Here is a 17,869-nt window from a genome sequence, read left to right on the forward strand (position 1 = left end):
CAAGTATAGGAGATGCAGAAATATTTGTCAATAAAAAATTAGCATCAACAGCTTTACTCTTTTTATTCTTTCAGTAAGCTGAAGCCACGACCCATTACTTCACTAGCACTCATGACCACTACAAAAGCATGTGAATCAATTTCTAAAACTGTTTCTTTTAGCTGATTAAACTCGCGTTCTGGAATGACGCACATCAACATTTCTTGTTCATTATTGCCATAACCACCGCGAACAGCAATATTCGTCACACCACGATCCAGTTCTGTTAAAATTTGTTTTTTTATTTCTTCAATTGATGTTGAAATAATCATAACGTTTTTAGAACGATTAAAGCCAACTTGAACCAAATCAATGACTCGGCTAATAATAAACAAAGATATTAACGAATACATAACTGTTTCAACATTAAAAACTAAAAGCGCTGATAGAACAATCAACCCATCAATTAATGCCACTGACCCTCCCATTGGTAAGCGTAGATATTTATGAATAATCAAAGCGATAATCCCTGTTCCACCTGTTGAAGCATTGCCTTTAAAAACAATTCCAATTCCCAATCCTGCCAAAATCCCACCAAAAAGTGCTGCTAATAATGGATTATCGGTTATCGGAGACCATTGGCTTGTTAAAGCTACATACACCGGTAAAATCATACTACCTAAAATCGTTTTTAAACCTGCCTGTACACCAAAGCAAACAAAACATAAAATCAACAATGGAACATTTATAGCAAATAAAAGCACAGATGGCTGCCAACCAAATTGATAATTTAAAACAACACTCAGACCACTAACGCCACCTGAAACAATATGATTTGGCAAGAAGAAGCAATTGACTGCTAACGCAATAAAAAAAGCTCCTACTAAAACATAAAGAATATCTATCGCTTTCATAGCACGTTTATTGGCCATTAATTTTTTCTTCACTATTCTCTTTCCCCTTATTCCTTTAATTTAAGTCCTAGACCATTCTATCATTGCCTATCCTAATTGTACAAACCTTTTTAACCAGCTATTCTATAAAAATATGTTTTTTAATTTACCTTTTATTTTTACAAACAATTTACACAAAGATAGACGTTAAATTTATATATGGTTGGTATACTTAATTTATTCCAATAGAAACAATTTTTAACCCCATCCTTTATTAACCATCTGACACGAATCAGGTGGTTTTTTAGTCAAAAAAAATGGTTCATTTATTTAAAATGAACCACTTTTTTTGATTATTTTTTAACCTTTTTCAAGACAATTCCTTTATATAAATACACTGTAATCAAGTAATAAATCGCATAGATTACAACAAAAATTAGGAATGGAATCCATATTCGATAATAAGGTGAAAACAATAAAGTTTTGAACATTTGCATTCCAAATAATACATGAATAACTCCAAGAATTGCTGGAAAAGCAAAGATTGTGAACATCTCTTTATAAATTGAACGAATGAGTAAACTTCTACGAACACCAATTTTACTTAACATTTCATAACGACTAATGTCATTGGCTGCACCTGTTAAGACTTTAAACATTAAGCAGCTAGCCATCATTGCCAAGAAGGCGAATCCTAAGAATAGTCCCATAAAGACTGTCCCACTAGAAAGAGTATTCCAGATATTATAAGCTTCATATTTCGTTGTTAACATATCAACTTTTGGTTCCCGAGCTTTTTCTATACGATCTATTTGCTTCAGTTCTGGTAAAAATTTCATAAAATCAATTGTATCCCCTACAACTAATTTATTTTCTTCACTACTAATTTGAGCAAATTCAGCTTCTGTCACAATTTTAATTGGCAAATCTTTGCCATAATCAATATGGTCATCACGGACTTGTGAAAAAGCATTTACCCAAGGATTTTGATAACTATCCTCCGTTTTTAGTACTGTTCCAGCCTCTAATTTATCTGTTACTGTTGAAAAATTGGGTTTTCCTGCTTCGGGCATACCATCTTTACGTTGCTTCAAAGGTTTTTTTGCTAATTCTTCCTGAATAAAATATTGCATTTGTCCGTCAATTTTATAACGATATACTTGTTTAGAATTAAATTTAATTTTGGCAATTTCAGTTTCTTGCTCTTTTGTTGGATTACGAACTGTTAAATCGAATGGTGCACTGGATTTCATCATAATTCCAATATTATTTTTAAAGCCGATTCCAACAGAAATTGAACCTACTGCTAAGGCAATAAGCATCGTCACTACTGCCAAAATTTTAGTTAGATCATTCACTCTAAAACTCAATTGTGATAATGTAAAAATGGTGATTTTTTTCTCACTAATTCGACGGTTTTCTTTTAATTTGTGAATGAGATATGGTAAAAATGTTTTAAAAAATAAGAATGTACCTCCAGTAATAGTAACCAGAGCTACACCAATACCCAACAATTGAAACTTGATGATATTAATCATAGCAAGATAACCAATCGTTAATAAGATAAAGGAAATAAAAGATTGAAGGATCATTCTATTTTTATTGATGACAATGTGATTTGCTTGTTTTTCGCCATGAATCAAATCTAAAACTGATAGTCTAGCTAATTTAATTACATTAATAAAGGCGGCTAAAACAAACAAAACTAAAAAGAAAATAATTGTTGTTAGAATAGCAGGTAGATAGATTGGACTGAATTCAGGTGAACTAAAATCCAATTGTTGCATAAGTAGACTTGCTACTAACTGTGCTAAAAAAATGCCAACAACGATTCCAATTACCAATGAAGTAACTCCAACAATCATCGTTTCAATAAACATCATTTTACTAATTTTCTTTTTCTTTGCCCCTAAGGTCATATACATTCCGTACTCTTTTTGACGCAAAGACAATAAGAAAGAATTTGCATATAAAATATAGACAACAGTAATAATACCCAGTAAAATCGATCCTGCTAGGAAAACAAAACTTAACATACGAATCATTGAATTTTTTTCTAAAAAGGTTTGATTCATTGCTAATGTTTGAAACATATAAAAAATCGAGCTAGACATCACAAGCCCAATCAAAAGGACAATATAATCTTTTAATTTACTTTTAATTCCTGATAATGATAGTTTTAATAACACAATTCTTCCACTCCAATCCTATTCATCTGTACCGAAATCAGCTAAGACATCTAAAATTTCATGATAAAAGTCTTCTCTTGTAGTTGTACGGTGAATTTCTTTATAAATAACTCCATCTTGAATAAATAAAATTCGTTTACAATAACTTGCACTATAGGCATCATGAGTTACAAGTAGAATGGAAACATCTTGATTTTCGTTTAAACTTTTCATTGATTCCAATAAACTTTTTGCATTTTTCGTGTCTAACGCTCCAGTTGGTTCATCCCCTAATAAAATAGCCGGTTCATGAACTAATGCACGCGCTGCTGCAACGCGCTGTTTTTGTCCGCCAGAAACTTCTGCTGGGTAGCTACCTAAAATTCTAGTGATATCCAATGTTTCAGCAATTTTTTCTACTTTAGGCTTAATCTTTGGTGATGGGACATCTTGTAGCGATAATGGCAATGCAATGTTCTCATACATTGTTAAATTTTCCAATAAATTAAAATCTTGGAAAATAAATCCTAATTCTTTAGAACGAAAATCAGATAATTGATCTGAATTTAAATGGGTAATGTCTTTTCCAGCAATTTTAATTGAACCAGAAGTTGGTTTATCTAAAGTTGATAATACATTCAGTAAAGTTGTTTTCCCAGATCCCGATGGACCCATTATTCCAACAAACTCACCTTTTTCAACTTCAAAAGATAACTCTTTTAGTGCTTTAAATTGATTTTCATTTTTCTTACCATAAACTTTGCTAATTTTTTTTACACTTACAACCGATTGGCCCATTGTATTTCCTCCTAAATTTCAATTGAATTTCTCTTAACTAACAAGATCAAAAGATCCCTCACAAATCCTTTGTTCTCATTTATCTTAACATAGCCTTTTTTGCATTTCCTTCGCTTCGGCTTACATAAAGTACAACGTAGCTTACAGTTTTGTCATTCGCTTGAATGTTTTTTATGACACTTGTGCTCTATTTTCTAAGCCTAACGTTTGTGCTTTAGTTTAAGATATTTTATACTAAATAAAACTAATTACTAAAGGAGTTCAAAATTATGAAGCAACCTATTTATCCTTATTTAGCTTTTGAAGATCAAGCCGATGCTGCACAACATTTTTATCAACGTATTTTTGGTGGTGATTTAGAAATTTTACGGATGGGTGACACGGACCCTACGTTAGCTGATCCCTATAAACAGCGTGTGATGCACAGTGTTTTAAATAGTGGTCCCTTAAAAATCTATGCTTCTGATACCTTTCCAAATTCTACTACACTTGTAGGATCAAACGTTGGATTAACCTTAACTTTTGATGATTTAGCTGAAATGGAAACCATCTACGGGAAGCTTTCTGAAAATGGGTTAATCAAAGTTCCTTTAGAGAAACAATTCTGGGGAGCTTATTATGGAAAACTCGTTGATCAATACCAAGTCACTTGGAATTTAGATTTCCAAGTCTGATTTGGAAGGGGTTCCTTAAAAATATTTTTACTTCGTGAATAATATTGGTTATAATATGAGTACTACGTTAAAAGATAAGGAACCTTACTGTGAAAAAAACAAATTATTATTTTATCATTAATGAGTATTCTGGCAGTGGAAATGGGAAAAAAGTCTGGCAATTACTGGAGAATTATTTACAATCCACCACTCTTTCATACTTTTCCAGCAAAAGTACTTATGCTGGCGAGACAATCAAACTGGTCCATCAACTAGCTAGTAAAATAAATGCAGAAACTGATTTAATCGTTGTTGTTGGTGGTGATGGAACATTACATGAAGCAATTCAAGGATTAGCTGAAGAATTTGCAACATTGCCTTTAGGTTATATTCCTGCTGGATCTGGAAATGATTTTGCTCGAGGTGTTGGTATCTCAAAAAAACCTTTAGAGGCCTTAAAACAAATTTTAAATACAACTCATTCTAAAAAGTTAGATGTACTTTTTCATCAAGAAAAAAAACAAGGAACTTTAGGATATGCTGTTAACAATGTTGGAATTGGTTTTGATGCATTGATTGTAAAGTTAACAAATAATTCTTCCTCTAAAGTTATTTTAAACAAGTATAACTTAGGGTCGTTAGCCTATCTTGCTTCTTTAATTCGCGCCTATTTTACTCAGCCTGCTTTTCCAATATTCATTGAGGTTGATGGAAAAAAACAACGAATTAACCAAGCATTCCTAGTCACAACGACAAACCATGCTTATTTTGGTGGTGGGGTTAAAATTGCTCCTATGGCCAAACCAGATGACGGAATTATTGATGTGATTATTCTTTCTAAATTACCAATTTTGAAAATCGCTTTTTTATTTTTATGTATGATGCTTGGTGGCCTGCATACTCATTTTAAATCTGTAAAACATTTTAGTGGTCGGTCCATTCATATCCAAACTCTTAATGCTGAAGATGGTCAGGCAGATGGGGAAGAGCTTGGTCGACAAGTATATGACAGTCATTTTTCCACTGTCTCACGTAACTTTTGGTTTTAACCATAAAACTAAAAGGATCTGACAATTTTTTTGTCAGATCCTTTTTATCTTGTCCCACTTCTATTCAAGACTTAAATTAAGTTTGTTTTAGACACTTTTTTATTTACTTGAGCCTATTTCATTAATTCTGCCACTTGTTGATTGATTAGGTGCAATTCCTCTTTGGTTAGTGAAGTAAATCCCAAATAAGTAAGTTTTTTTGAATAGCTATAGGAAAAGTTTCATCAAAATTCTTCTCCTGATAACGTGCAAAAAATAATACCAAAAGAAGTTCTCCATAAGTTTGCTAGATGAATTCTTGTTGCGCCTTATTTATAGATAGGCGCTGTATCTTTCTTAACTAAATTTGATTTTGAAACTCACATGCATGAATGTTCATATATTTTCTACATTCAGCAGTAAAGGAACTATCTTGCTCTTGATTTTCTAATTTATCAAAACCAATACATTACCAGAATTCCGACCAGCCTTATGAATTCTTTCTTGCTAATGGCAAAAGTTGATTATTTGCTACAGATTGATTCGTCAAAAAAAGAAAAAGATAAACTACTTTACTCCAAACACTAATCACTATTCTTTTGGCACTACACTTATTTCCAAGCAACATCGCTTCTCCACCTGCTACAGAACCCATTATTCCTAAATAGTCCGTTTTTATAGATACTATAGTTAATATGCATTCACTATTCAGCATACTATGTATCCCTTTTCATTTCGTTATTAAAAAAAATCAAAGAATAACTTCAAACTATATTCTTTGATTTTTTTAGCTAATTTAAGTTATATGGATTTATTTGATTCATACCAATCATCGGATCTACCTGATTCGTTTGAACCATTTTCATCGTTAAAATATAACTAATCGGTTCATTATTTTCTGCTTCCACTTGATACTCTTCTGCTTCCTCTTCAAGCTCAAATAAATTCATTTCTTGAACTGCTTTTTCTGTATCTACAGATTTTATTGGTTGAATTTCTTTTACTGGAACTGTGTTTTCTTCTTCACGTTGTACTTTAGGAGTAGTTGGTTGAAAAATAACATCTTCATCAAAGACAATTTGATCTTCAGAGTCTAATAGACGTTCTTTTAAAGTTGTTAACCGATTATCAGAAGAACGTTCTACACATGTCCAAAAAGCTTGTGGTTCTCCGCATAAAATCAACAAATCACGACTGCGAGTAATAGCAGTATATAATAAATCTCTCCGTAACATGCGATTATAATTTCGGACCATTGGTAAAATAACCATGCGAAATTCGCTACCTTGAGATTTATGAATTGAACAGCAGTAGGCTAACGTTATTTTATTCCATTCATTCCGTTTATAGGTCACTTCATTACTATCAAATTGAATCGTCATTTCATCTACTTTATCGTCCGTCTCTTTTGCATAACTAATTCCAACAATTTCACCCATATCCCCATTAAAAACATTTGATTCGGGACTATTAACCAGTTGCAAGACTTTATCGCCAATTCGATAAACTTTATCGTTAAACTTTAATTCTTTGCGTTTTCCTGTATCATTTGGATTAAAAATCTCTTGCATCATCTTATTCAGGGCATCAATTCCTGCAGGACCTCGATACATTGGTGCCAACACTTGAATATCTTGTGAAGAAAACCCTTTAGACTTGGCTCGTTCAACAACTTGGCGAATCACATTTTCAATCTGCATAGTATCACATTCAAAAAATGAACGGTCTTTTTTATTTTTAGTAAAATCTTCTGGTAACTTGCCATCTTTAATCTCATGGGCCAATGGAATAATTGAAGAACCATCTCCTTGACGATAGATTTCATTCAATTCCATACTAGGAATCAATTTTGAGCCAATTAAATCATGTAATACTTGACCAGGACCAACAGATGGCAGTTGATCTTTATCTCCCACTAGAATAACTTGCATATTCGTAGGTACAGCCTTCAATAAGCTATTGGCTAACCAGATATCAACCATCGACATTTCATCAACAATCAATAAACCTCCTTCTAGCTCTCGCTCTGAAATCGGATCTGTATTCTTTTCACGTCCATTTAATCCTAATAAACGATGAATTGTACTACTTGGCAAACCTGTTGATTCATTCATCCGCTTCGCTGCTCGACCAGTTGGAGCCGCTAATAAAATTGGAAAAATAGCATTATGATAATCATTAATATCTAAAGATAGTCCATTTAATTCAGCAAATAAGGCAACAATCCCATTTAAAACTGTTGTTTTCCCTGTTCCTGGACCACCAGTCAGAATAAATAATGGCGAAACAACAGCCTCTTCAATTGCTTGAATCTGAGAAGCCCCATAGGAAATACCCAAACGTTTTTCTAAGCGCCTTATCTCTTTAGGGATGTCATGACCCTCATAACTAATTTTCTTTTTACGTTCCAAAAGGCGCTTAACTGATGTTGAAACGCCCCACTCTGCTGCATATAATGTATTAATATAGAGCTTTTCTTGATCTTCAATTAAACGACGTTCTTCTAGCAAGCCAATCAATTCATTCGCGACAAAATCTGGATCAATTACGTAAGCACGGCTTTCTTCTAAAACACGTAAAGTTTCTTCTAAAAGTGGCTCCGCTAAAGCATAAGTATCTCCACGACCAAGACACAATTCATTTAATGAATATAAAATAGCTGCTTTCAAACGGGCTGGTGAATCTGCAGCAAAACCTAGTTGTTCTGCAATTGCATCGGCTTTCTTAAAACCAATATTTTCTACATCGTCAATTAATTGATACGGGTTTTCTTGAATAATTTCGAGAGTTTCTTCTTGATAGGTTTGATAAATTGTAAAAGCTAATTGATTTCCAAAGCCAAAACCATTTAATCCAATAATAATTTTTTCCATCCCATCACCCGCTTGAAGCGTTTCAGCAATCAAATCAATCTTTTTCTGATTCAATCCATTCACCATTTTTAAAACAGCTGGATTTGCTAAAATTTCATCAATCGCATGTTCACCTAAGGCCTCTACGATATTTTCAGCTGTTTTTTTCCCAATACCTGGAAATTTTTCACTAGACAGATATGCAACTATTCCTGCTTCTGAAGTTGGTCGCTCTGGATTATACCTGGTTGCCACAAATTGAACGCCAAATTTAGGATGATCAACTAAGCTACCATGAAAACGATAAACTTCTTCCTCTTGAATTTGACCAAAGCTGCCTGTTACAACGATTTCTTTTTCGGAAAAATTACTATCTGTTTCAATAACACGAACTAAAATAACTTTATAAAAATTCGTGGGATTTTGATAGAAAATCGCCATCACTTGACCAACTAAAAAGGGTTCATTAGTCGTAAATAAATCTAAATTTTCTTGCATGGTCATTTTCTATCAGCATCCTCTCTACTTTATTTGTTTTTTTGAATAAATGTTTGAATTTCATCTAATCGTTTCATTTGCACTTGATAGTAAGACTCATCTAGCATACGCGCCTGATCAAAATAAAGCTCAAACGATGCGGGTTCTTCTGCTAATATCATACCAATTAGTCCTCTTTTCAACCACGCTTCTGGCTGCTTTGGAGCTAGTACCATCACCTTTTCAAAATAAATTTTAGCTTCTGAAAAAGCTTCAATTTGCATAAATGTATTCCCAATTAAAAGCAACAACTCAGAGTCATTGATATTTTCTGTTTCTGCAGTCAATAAAAAAGCTAATGCCTTTTTAGGATTTTCTAAAGCTAAATAGGATTGTGCCAACATAATAAGGCTATCTTTTTTTAAATAGTTATCTTTAACAGAAACCTTTAAAAAAGCATGAATCGCTTGCGGATAATCTTGTATTTGATAATAATAGGTACCAAATGCATAGAGTATTTCTGGATGATTAGGATTCTTTTCATTTGCTAACTCAAGGACGGCTTTTGCATCAGCTTCTTTTTTCGCAATGAATAACATATTGGCTAAATTATAATATCCAGCAACTGAATCTGGCTGTTGTTCGATTTCTTCAAATAAAATTTTAATGGCTTGTGTGTGTTTTCCTGCTTCCCAATACTCAAATGCTTTTTGATTACGATCCATTTCGACTACCTCACATTCTTTCTCAACCTTTTTATTTTACACTATTAAACTTAAGGAAACTAGTCTTTTTCCTTATTTAAAAGAGTCTAAGTGTGCGGTGTCATTCCATAAAATAAGTTCATACCCTGCATCACTGACTTCAATAATACTTAAACTACTATTATCAATTCCACCCGCTTTACGAATTTGCTCTAGTGGCTTACCTGATAAGGTTTGAATTAAAGTGACTAAGGTCATTCCATGAGCAACAAATAATAAATCTTGATTCGGATGTTGAGCGACAGCTTCGTTAACTACTTGACTGCTACGTTTAATTAATTCTGGATAAGTTTCACCTTGAAACTCCTCTGGATCATATTCATGAGGATTATTGCGTAAATGATGCATTTGCTCTGGATAGCGTTCAATAGCAGATTCAATTAAAACGCCCTCTAACTCACCTAAGCCAAACTCCTTTAAACCTGCATCGTAAGAAATTGGTGGAACTTCATTAAACTCTTCGATTAATGTTTGAGCAGTTAATACTGCGCGCTTTTGTGGGCTAACGATTATTTTGGCAAAAGATATGTCTTTTAGACGCTCGCCTAGAAGCGCTGTTTCTAAATAACTTTCTTCCAATAAAGGTGAGTCTCCATTTTTCCCTTGCAGTTTACGTGCAAGATTCCATTCTGTTTTTCCATGTCGTACAAAATATAATTTTGCCATCGTCTCACACTCTTTTCTCTACTAGCTTTTAATCTATTATCCTTGAATTCACTATTAAATTCAAGGATTGGGCTAATTTTTAATTATTTACTTAGGGACAACCATTGATTTAGATATCCCCCCTTCTTCATTTCTAGTATTCAGTTTTTCATCTTCACTTTCTAGTTCATTCCAAACTATAATTTGGTAAAAAATACGATTAAAAAAATGAGAATAGCTGCATACTATCTAAAAATAGATTGTCAAACAATTGATGACTTCAAAAATAACAATGAAACTAGGCTAATTACAGAGACTACTTATTTAAAAAAAATTCTCTCTGATCATTATAATGAACTATTTTCATTTTCTATCAACAGGTGCATCTGTGTAAATACGCCAATAGAAAATCAGTTATTAAATGAAGCCCTTGTTGGTGTAGAAATATTTAGCAAAAATAATGATGCGAATTTTATTGCATAGATTTATCTAGAATATCTACAATAAGTTCTCAACAAACTCACTAATTTAGATGAAAAGTACTTAGCAACTCAGTTCTGCCTAAAGGTTTTAGAAAAAACTATTTAGATAGGGATAGACAGTCTTGAATATGAGCTATTAAACCAGTTTATAAGAATTAATAAATTATCGTAGCTCATCATACTAGCCGTTTCAGTAGATAAAAAAGACAAAATCCCCTTATAAATAAAAGAAATTCGTCTTTTTTATTTCCAAATTCTGATTTTGATAGCCTTAACTTTCAGACTGGCTACTTCATAAAAACTTGGTATCTAAACCAATAGTACATTTAATCAGCTACTAAATTTTCTTCATCTATTTGGGAATTCTTATTATTTTCTTCATCTGAACGATCTGGTTTTAACTCACTTTCCCCTTCAATTCCAGATGTCTGTTCTTTCTGGGGATTTTCAATATCTTGGCTTGTTTCACCTATATTTCCTACTTCATTGTCAGAATCAGATGCTGCAGTTGGATTTGTTGTATTATTTGTATTTAATAACTGATTATTTATTGTTTCAATAGCTTCAGCTTGACGTTGACGTTCTAACTCTTCTGCTGCTAATCTAGCTGTTTCAGCCTGTTGTTCTGCCACCTTTTGTTCTTGAAGTGTTTTAAATTCTTCAGCCTTAGTTACAAATTCCATTAAGTCGATTTTAGCTCTTTGATTTTTGATAGCTACTATTCGCATTTTCACTTCTTCAATTTGAGCCCTTGTAAGCTCTATTTTAAATGTTTCAGTAGCTTGGTTGCTATAAAAATCCGTTATTCCTACTTGAGCCAAGTCAATGTCATTAAATTGTTTTTGAGCTTCATCATAAGCTGGTTTTAACTTTTGATATAGTGGGATAGAAATTAATTGAATGGCTTCTAATTTTTTAGCAGTTGTTGCGAGCAATTCAGTAGAAATTTCATCAATCACACTCCCTTTTTTCATTAAGTGAGTCACTGCTTGTTGTCCATCAAACATCGTTTTTACTTTTCCAAGCTCATTCAGTCCTTGTTTTTTTTCTGCGTCATTCGCCATTTTTGAAAGATAACGATCTACGTCTTCTATCTGTTTAAGAGTAAGGTTATTCGCTAGCGCTGTTTTCTCTGAATTGCTGTACAACGCTGATAATAGTTCTGCTAACTGAGTTTGATTATTTGCATAACGTAACTTTCTTTGTGTTATTTGATTCTCGTATCTCTTCTTACTATAGGCTGTCCCACTAACAACAATTCCTATTGTTAAAATAACCATCAAACTAAGAATTAATCCTGATTTTTTCACTATTCTTGGCCTCTACCTTCTATATATAAACAATCTTATTTATTTTTTCATTATATTTCTCTAGGTATTTAACCACATTCGATACAAAAAACTATACAAATAAAAATATTATTAAACAATCGTATATGTAAGTATAACATAAATTTTATTCTTAAAGGACAAAAAAAACGAACAATCATTTTTGATTGTTCGTTTTTAATTTTGTTATTAAACATATTGTAATATTTTGGCTTCGTTATAAGCGACATCAATCGTTCCGCCACCTAAACATTCCATACCATCATAAAACACAACTGCTTGTCCTGGCGTAATTGCTCGAACAGGTTCGTCGAATTCTACAGTCCCAGTCGTACCATCATCATTTAAATGAACCGTAACGCCTGTATCTGTTTGACGATAACGGAATTTCGCCGTACATTTGAATGTTTTTGGCATTTCTTTATGAGTGGTAAAGTGAATATCTGTTGCTGCTAAGTGCGTCGCATACAACCATTCATGATGGAAACCTTGTCCAACATATAATGTATTTGTTGCTAAATCTTTGCCAATTACAAACCAAGGTTCGCTAGATGCACCACCGCCACCAATGCCTAAGCCTTGACGTTGACCAATTGTATAATACATTAATCCATCATGTTCACCTTTCACTTCTCCCTCAGGTGTAACCATCTTCCCTTTTTGAGCTGGTAAATAGGTCATTAAGAATTTTTTGAAATCTCGTTCTCCAATAAAACAAACACCTGTTGAATCTTTTTTCTTAGCAGTTGCTAAGCCCGCTTCTTCCGCAATACGACGAACTTCTGGTTTTTCCATCCCGCCTAAAGGGAACATTGTTTTTGCTAATTGTTCTTGAGATAATTGATTTAAAAAGTAGGTTTGATCTTTATTTGTATCCACACCACGTAACATATGCGTTACACCAGCTTCATCCCGTTCAACTTGAGCATAATGCCCCGTTGCAACATAGTCAGCTCCTAAGCTCGTTGCATAATCAAGAAATGCTTTAAACTTAATTTCTTTATTACACATGACGTCTGGATTTGGTGTGCGTCCTAACTTGTATTCATCTAAAAAGTATTGGAAAACATTATCCCAATATTGTTTTTCAAAGTTTACCGAATAATACGGAATACCAATTTGATTCGCTACTTGGATTACATCATTATAATCCTCAGTTGCCGTACAAATACCAGCTTCATTTGTATCATCCCAGTTCTTCATAAAAATCCCCACCACATCATAACCTTGCTCCTTTAAGAGTAAAGCTGTAACAGATGAGTCAACGCCACCACTCATGCCAACGACGACACGTGTTTTGCTGTTGTCTGTCATTTCTTTCACCATCATTTCAAATAGATTCTGAAAATCTTTACGATTTGAAGGTCGTATTTTTCCAGTCTATATTATTATAACGGCTTTACCAGAGAAATCAAGGGTTATGCAAATCAAATGAGGAAATCACTTACTTTTCGTATAGATAAATTCTAATTTTCTTCACATTTAGTGAAAATGAAGCAAAAAAAGCCAAACTCAATGAGTTCAGCCCTCTCTGCCTTATATTAAACTTTTTCCATCACACCACGTTCAATAAACCCTTGCATAATGAAGTTAAATTTATCAACAACTAGTTTAAAGTTTTCATTTTTATAAATATCAACCGCACGTAAACCATTGCTAGTCGTTGTTGATAGTTTAAATGATTGTAAATCTTTGTTCACTACGATTTTTAATTTAATCCCTTGCTTATTCTCTGGTGAAGCATCCAATGGACGAATATACTGATAATTACCTGAACTAGTTTCTTCAAAACCATTATCTCGTAATGTATATTTTTTCACTCCTGGAGCTAAACGATACTTTTCTGTTGAACCTACTAAACTTGTTTCTGTTTCAAATGCCATCCCAAGTCACCTCTTCAGTGTATTTTTCATTCAATATAAAATCTATTATATCATATCAACCGCTACTTCTTCCATTGATTTTTAGTTGAACATGCCACTGTCTTGCATTTTTGTTCGTTGAATGACAGTTATGTTCCTACTAATTCAGCTTGAGACCTTATACACTAAAGCTAGAAAAGAAAGGTAGGTGGCAACAATGAACTGGAATTATATCTCTAAATATCAAGGCATACTTGGTTTTTTATTCTTTATCGGTATGATTATTATCGCTATTTTATCCACTATATAATAAAAACTAGATACCACATTTTGATACCTAGCTTTATTTATTTTTTTAATCGATTGACAACAATAACTAACTTTTCAACCAATTCATGAATCATCTGAGGCTCCGTTCCCAGACCAAAGCTAACCCGTACAGATTGAGAAACTCGTGGATTATTTTCTCCATACATCGCTGTTAGTACATGACTGGGTTCAATATTTCCAGCTGTACAAGCGGATCCAGCAGAAATTGCAATCCCCATCAAATCAAGATTCATTAACAATTGATCAGAAGGAATTTCTTTAATCCACAGACTTAGAACATGCGCTAAGCCATTTTCAGAAGCTCCATTTACTTCAAAATCAATTCCTGCTTCAGTCAATTCTGATACAACTTGTTGTTTTAACGTATTGTATGCCTCTTTTCGTTGAACCTTTTCAGCTTGCATAATTTCAACAGCTTTTTTAAACCCAGCAATCGCAGGAATATTCTCAGTTCCAGCACGACGTTTTGTTTCCTGCTCCCCACCACGCATAAAACTTGGCAAGTGAATTGCTTCGCTTACATACAAAAAGCCAACACCTTTTGGACCATTTATTTTGTGAGCTGAAACCGAAAGCAAATCAATCTGGCTTCTTTTGACATCAATCTCTTCTAAGCCATAAGCTTGGACAGCATCCGTATGAAAATAACTTTCTGTTTCAGCAACAATTGCGCCAATTTCAGCAATATTCATCAATGTCCCCACTTCATTATTGCCATACATAATGGATACTAGCGTTGTGTCTGGTCGAATGGCAGACTGTACCAATTCCGGATCAACTTGACCAAATTCATCTACAGGTAAATAAGTCACTTCAAAACCTAATGATTCCAAATATTCCATTGGTTCCAAAATGGCATGATGTTCAACTTTTGATGTAATTAAATGTTTCCCCATACTCTCTCTTGATAAAGCTGTCTCAATAACAGCGGTATTATCACTTTCTGTACCACCACTTGTAATCACGATTTCACTTTGTTTTGCACCAATACTTTTGGCAAATACACTTCGAGCATCATCTAATAAATGACGCGCTTCTCGACCGAAACCATGAATACTTGAAGCATTTCCATAGAAGTTTTTCATCGTTTCATACGTAGTCTCTAAAACTTCTGGATGCACCGGACTAGTAGCAGCATGATCTAAATATATCTTTTCCATAATTAGCTCCTATCTATAACCTTCTACTCAATATATGCTTCAAATTTTAACATGAAATTACCATTTCACCAAATACTTCTACTCTATTTTTTTAATCTCAACTAATTCAATCATTGAACTAGCAAAAAAACATCAGTCATAAACCAATGTTTTTGCTTAGCTTTATTTTTTAGAAATGATCTTTAATTCAGGAAATAACAGATCTAATACCGCCATCGTTAAACGACGACCTTTGCCTTTATAAGGGAAGGTATGCATATGCATCGCTGGATTAAAGTTAGCTTCAATCACTGCATAACCAGGTTGTTCCTTCGTACTTGGTTGCGTATAATCAGGGATAATTAAATCTACTCCACAAACAACGGCGCCCACGGCTTTTGTCATCTCAATTGCAGCTTTTTTATAGCTATCATCAATGGTATCAGTGTAGTCAAATGAATCTCCGCCTGTACTAATATTAGAGTTCTCTCGCAAATACACTGTTACTTCTGTAGCCGGAATATCATCGATTTTATATCCTTGCTCTTTTAACATTAATTGTTCAATCTCACCTAATTGGATAATTTCAAGTGGTGCTAAATGATCTGTTCCACGTAAAGGATCTTGATTCTTTGTAGCAACTAATTCTTTAATTGTATGAATCCCATCCCCAACAACATTAGCTGGCATTCGTAGCATAATCGCTTTAACAGAGTCTCCTAAAACAAAGAAACGATACTCGGTTCCCGTAATAAATTCCTCAACTAGAATCGCTTTATCTTCTTTAAAAGCAAAATCAACCGCCAAATCATAGTCTTCTTTTGAGGGACCATCTTTAAAAATAGAAATACCCACGCCAAAATTGGTTGATTTAGGTTTAATTACAATTCCTTTGCCACTATAATTCCAATAAGCAGCTTTAGCTTCATTGGCCTGCTGATATTCCTCACCAGCTGGCACTTTAAACCCAGCTCCTGCTAAAACTTTTTTAGTTACTGTTTTATTTTCCATAATTAAAGGAGCAATATATTGATCTTTAGAGGTCATATTTGCATTTTTTACATATTCAATATGTGCCTCATGTGTTAGTTTTAAAAATTGTTCACTGGCATCTAAAATATCAACTTCAACGCCTTTTTGAATCGCATCAAACATTAATAGTTGTGTTGATAATTCCATTTCCGTAAATCCTCTTAAACTATAAGGTTTTGCCAAAGCTTCCTCTTTAAACTGCTTGCCTAATTGCAAACCAAATTCTGTATAAGAACCCACTTTAGCAATATCTTCAATCATTTTACCTGCAAGAGTTTTTTGAGGATTAAGAATTTGAGCTTTTGCTGCTAATATCAATTCTTTATTTTCTTTCATTAAATCAGTTTCTTGAATCATTTCTAACATATTATCAATTAAGCCCAACGCTTCTTTTTGATAATTTGAACTAGCGTGTGGATGTTCCAAAGCAGTTTTTTCATTCATGATATTACCAGCTTCAATTTCCTCAACAGTAGCTGTTTTATCTAACCAAACTAATGATAGTAAGAACAAATGAATTAATTTCATATCCGTTTTCTGCATTCCAAAGGCTGCATATGGATTTAAATCAAACATTCTAAATTCTAAGTAATGAATGCCCTCGGTTAATAAATCTCGAACCTTTTTCCCACCACGAAGACGAACAGGTGAATAAAATTCCTTCTCTTCACTTAAAGCTCCTTCTTGAACAAGAGCTTCAATATCTTCCACATAACTTTCCAGAGAAGCAAACGAAACCCGCACATCCTCAGTATTTACATAACCATAATGACTGCTACGAACACTACGAACATAGTCTTTTAATGGTTCTTGATTTTCTTGATAAAAATTGTCTGCTACAATTGGTGACGCGCCAAATAAATACGTCAATAACCAACGATAACGCAAAAAGTTTTTGGCTAATTTCATATAGATTTCAGATTGAAATGTTGAATACTCTTTTATTTCAGTCTGATTTTGAAATAAAGCTTGTAAGAAATGGGAATCCAATTCAAAATTATAATGAATTCCACAGACCATCTGCTTCTTTTTCCCATATTTTTCAGCCAAATGAAGCCGATAATTAACATCTGCTTGATTATCCAATTGTGCAACCGAGATTTGTTTTTCTTCTGGTAATTCAACTGGCATGCTCATTGGCCAAATTAATTCTGATTCAGGCAAAGAGCGCTGAGCCACATCATGAAGAGCCATTAACCAATTGTACATTTCATCAATTGTACGGACAGGTGGGGTCACCAATTCTAATTGAGATTCACTAAAGTCTGTTTGAATATATGGATGATAGCTACGATTTCCTAATAAATTAGGATGTCCAGTTAATGCTAATTTACCAGTCTCGGTTACCCGAAGTCCTTCTTTTTCAATTCCAAATGTTCCTTTAAAAAAAGCTGGTGCTAAATGTTGTTCTCTAATTCTGTTTTTAAGTCGATTCATGA

15 protein-coding genes are annotated in these 17,869 nt (G+C 33.5%); 3 read left to right on the forward strand and 12 right to left on the reverse strand.

What is annotated here, in order from left to right; all coding sequences use genetic code 11:
- Positions 1 to 62: 62 nt before the first annotated feature.
- From BR43_RS01000 to BR43_RS01010, 3 genes are all read right to left on the reverse strand, one after another.
- Positions 63 to 911 carry a YitT family protein gene (locus tag BR43_RS01000; RefSeq protein ID WP_211252891.1) on the reverse strand — a complete coding sequence of 283 codons (849 nt, stop codon included), beginning with the start codon at positions 909 to 911 and terminating at the stop codon, positions 63 to 65.
- A 314-nt stretch (positions 912 to 1,225) separates the two neighbouring features.
- On the reverse strand, positions 1,226 to 3,061 hold the full coding sequence (locus BR43_RS01005) for an ABC transporter permease (protein ID WP_034558509.1): 1,836 nt from the start codon (positions 3,059 to 3,061) through the stop codon (positions 1,226 to 1,228).
- Positions 3,062 to 3,079: 18 nt separating this feature from the next.
- Positions 3,080 to 3,838: an ABC transporter ATP-binding protein gene (locus tag BR43_RS01010; protein ID WP_034558511.1), complete on the reverse strand. Its 759-nt coding sequence runs from the start codon at positions 3,836 to 3,838 to the stop codon at positions 3,080 to 3,082.
- A 269-nt stretch (positions 3,839 to 4,107) separates the two neighbouring features.
- Between BR43_RS01010 and BR43_RS01015 the strand changes: the two genes are divergently transcribed.
- Complete coding sequence (locus BR43_RS01015) at positions 4,108 to 4,512, forward strand: VOC family protein (RefSeq protein ID WP_034558513.1); 405 nt, start codon at positions 4,108 to 4,110, stop codon at positions 4,510 to 4,512.
- 89 nt (positions 4,513 to 4,601) lie between these two features.
- On the forward strand, positions 4,602 to 5,540 hold the full coding sequence (locus BR43_RS01020; protein WP_034558515.1) for a diacylglycerol/lipid kinase family protein: 939 nt from the start codon (positions 4,602 to 4,604) through the stop codon (positions 5,538 to 5,540).
- Between the two features lie 469 nt (positions 5,541 to 6,009).
- Here the strand turns inward: BR43_RS01020 and BR43_RS01025 are convergent, their stop codons facing one another.
- The 4 genes from BR43_RS01025 to BR43_RS01040 all read right to left on the reverse strand — a co-directional run bounded on the left by BR43_RS01025 (position 6,010) and on the right by BR43_RS01040 (position 10,278).
- Complete coding sequence (locus tag BR43_RS01025; protein WP_034558518.1) at positions 6,010 to 6,234, reverse strand: hypothetical protein; 225 nt, start codon at positions 6,232 to 6,234, stop codon at positions 6,010 to 6,012.
- A gap of 76 nt (positions 6,235 to 6,310) precedes the next feature.
- On the reverse strand, positions 6,311 to 8,875 hold the full coding sequence (gene recD2 / locus BR43_RS01030; RefSeq protein ID WP_034558521.1) for an SF1B family DNA helicase RecD2: 2,565 nt from the start codon (positions 8,873 to 8,875) through the stop codon (positions 6,311 to 6,313).
- A 23-nt stretch (positions 8,876 to 8,898) separates the two neighbouring features.
- Positions 8,899 to 9,573, reverse strand: coding sequence for a tetratricopeptide repeat protein (locus tag BR43_RS01035; RefSeq protein ID WP_034558523.1), 675 nt, complete (start codon positions 9,571 to 9,573; stop codon positions 8,899 to 8,901).
- 72 nt (positions 9,574 to 9,645) lie between these two features.
- A complete protein-coding gene (locus BR43_RS01040; protein WP_034558525.1) occupies positions 9,646 to 10,278 on the reverse strand; it encodes a histidine phosphatase family protein in 633 nt (210 codons plus the stop codon).
- A 183-nt stretch (positions 10,279 to 10,461) separates the two neighbouring features.
- On the opposite strand from BR43_RS01040, the gene BR43_RS20095 reads away from it, so the two are divergent.
- The gene (locus BR43_RS20095) at positions 10,462 to 10,740 is read left to right on the forward strand and encodes a hypothetical protein (protein ID WP_169741005.1); all 279 of its coding nucleotides are present in this window, start codon (positions 10,462 to 10,464) and stop codon (positions 10,738 to 10,740) included.
- A gap of 325 nt (positions 10,741 to 11,065) precedes the next feature.
- On the opposite strand, the gene BR43_RS01050 is transcribed toward BR43_RS20095, so the two are convergent.
- The 5 genes from BR43_RS01050 to gshAB form a co-directional block, all read right to left on the reverse strand.
- Positions 11,066 to 12,049, reverse strand: coding sequence for a hypothetical protein (locus BR43_RS01050; protein ID WP_034558529.1), 984 nt, complete (start codon positions 12,047 to 12,049; stop codon positions 11,066 to 11,068).
- Positions 12,050 to 12,256: 207 nt separating this feature from the next.
- The gene (mnmA, locus tag BR43_RS01055; protein WP_281173936.1) at positions 12,257 to 13,396 is read right to left on the reverse strand and encodes a tRNA 2-thiouridine(34) synthase MnmA; all 1,140 of its coding nucleotides are present in this window, start codon (positions 13,394 to 13,396) and stop codon (positions 12,257 to 12,259) included.
- A gap of 212 nt (positions 13,397 to 13,608) precedes the next feature.
- The gene (locus BR43_RS01060; RefSeq protein ID WP_034558531.1) at positions 13,609 to 13,950 is read right to left on the reverse strand and encodes a DUF1831 domain-containing protein; all 342 of its coding nucleotides are present in this window, start codon (positions 13,948 to 13,950) and stop codon (positions 13,609 to 13,611) included.
- A 326-nt stretch (positions 13,951 to 14,276) separates the two neighbouring features.
- On the reverse strand, positions 14,277 to 15,419 hold the full coding sequence (locus BR43_RS01065) for a cysteine desulfurase family protein (protein ID WP_034558538.1): 1,143 nt from the start codon (positions 15,417 to 15,419) through the stop codon (positions 14,277 to 14,279).
- Between the two features lie 162 nt (positions 15,420 to 15,581).
- Positions 15,582 to 17,867 (reverse strand): bifunctional glutamate--cysteine ligase GshA/glutathione synthetase GshB, encoded by a 2,286-nt coding sequence (gshAB, locus tag BR43_RS01070; RefSeq protein WP_034558541.1) that lies wholly within the window; start codon positions 17,865 to 17,867, stop codon positions 15,582 to 15,584.
- Between the last annotated feature and the right edge of the window lie 2 nt (positions 17,868 to 17,869).

This window comes from Carnobacterium gallinarum DSM 4847, from assembly GCF_000744375.1.
Taxonomy (GTDB): domain Bacteria; phylum Bacillota; class Bacilli; order Lactobacillales; family Carnobacteriaceae; genus Carnobacterium; species Carnobacterium gallinarum.

What these genes read in the sequence shown, in the direction of transcription:
- BR43_RS01000 (WP_211252891.1), bottom strand. Translation starts at nt 911, where the DNA reads ATGGCCAATAAACGTGCTATGAAAGCGATAGATATTCTTTATGTTTTA.
- BR43_RS01010 (WP_034558511.1), bottom strand. Translation starts at nt 3,838, where the DNA reads ATGGGCCAATCGGTTGTAAGTGTAAAAAAAATTAGCAAAGTTTATGGT.
- BR43_RS01015 (WP_034558513.1), top strand. Translation starts at nt 4,108, where the DNA reads ATGAAGCAACCTATTTATCCTTATTTAGCTTTTGAAGATCAAGCCGAT.
- BR43_RS01025 (WP_034558518.1), bottom strand. Translation starts at nt 6,234, where the DNA reads ATGCTGAATAGTGAATGCATATTAACTATAGTATCTATAAAAACGGAC.
- recD2 (WP_034558521.1), bottom strand. Translation starts at nt 8,875, where the DNA reads ATGACCATGCAAGAAAATTTAGATTTATTTACGACTAATGAACCCTTT.
- BR43_RS01035 (WP_034558523.1), bottom strand. Translation starts at nt 9,573, where the DNA reads ATGGATCGTAATCAAAAAGCATTTGAGTATTGGGAAGCAGGAAAACAC.
- BR43_RS01040 (WP_034558525.1), bottom strand. Translation starts at nt 10,278, where the DNA reads ATGGCAAAATTATATTTTGTACGACATGGAAAAACAGAATGGAATCTT.
- mnmA (WP_281173936.1), bottom strand. Translation starts at nt 13,396, where the DNA reads ATGATGGTGAAAGAAATGACAGACAACAGCAAAACACGTGTCGTCGTT.
- BR43_RS01060 (WP_034558531.1), bottom strand. Translation starts at nt 13,950, where the DNA reads ATGGCATTTGAAACAGAAACAAGTTTAGTAGGTTCAACAGAAAAGTAT.
- BR43_RS01065 (WP_034558538.1), bottom strand. Translation starts at nt 15,419, where the DNA reads ATGGAAAAGATATATTTAGATCATGCTGCTACTAGTCCGGTGCATCCA.
- gshAB (WP_034558541.1), bottom strand. Translation starts at nt 17,867, where the DNA reads ATGAATCGACTTAAAAACAGAATTAGAGAACAACATTTAGCACCAGCT.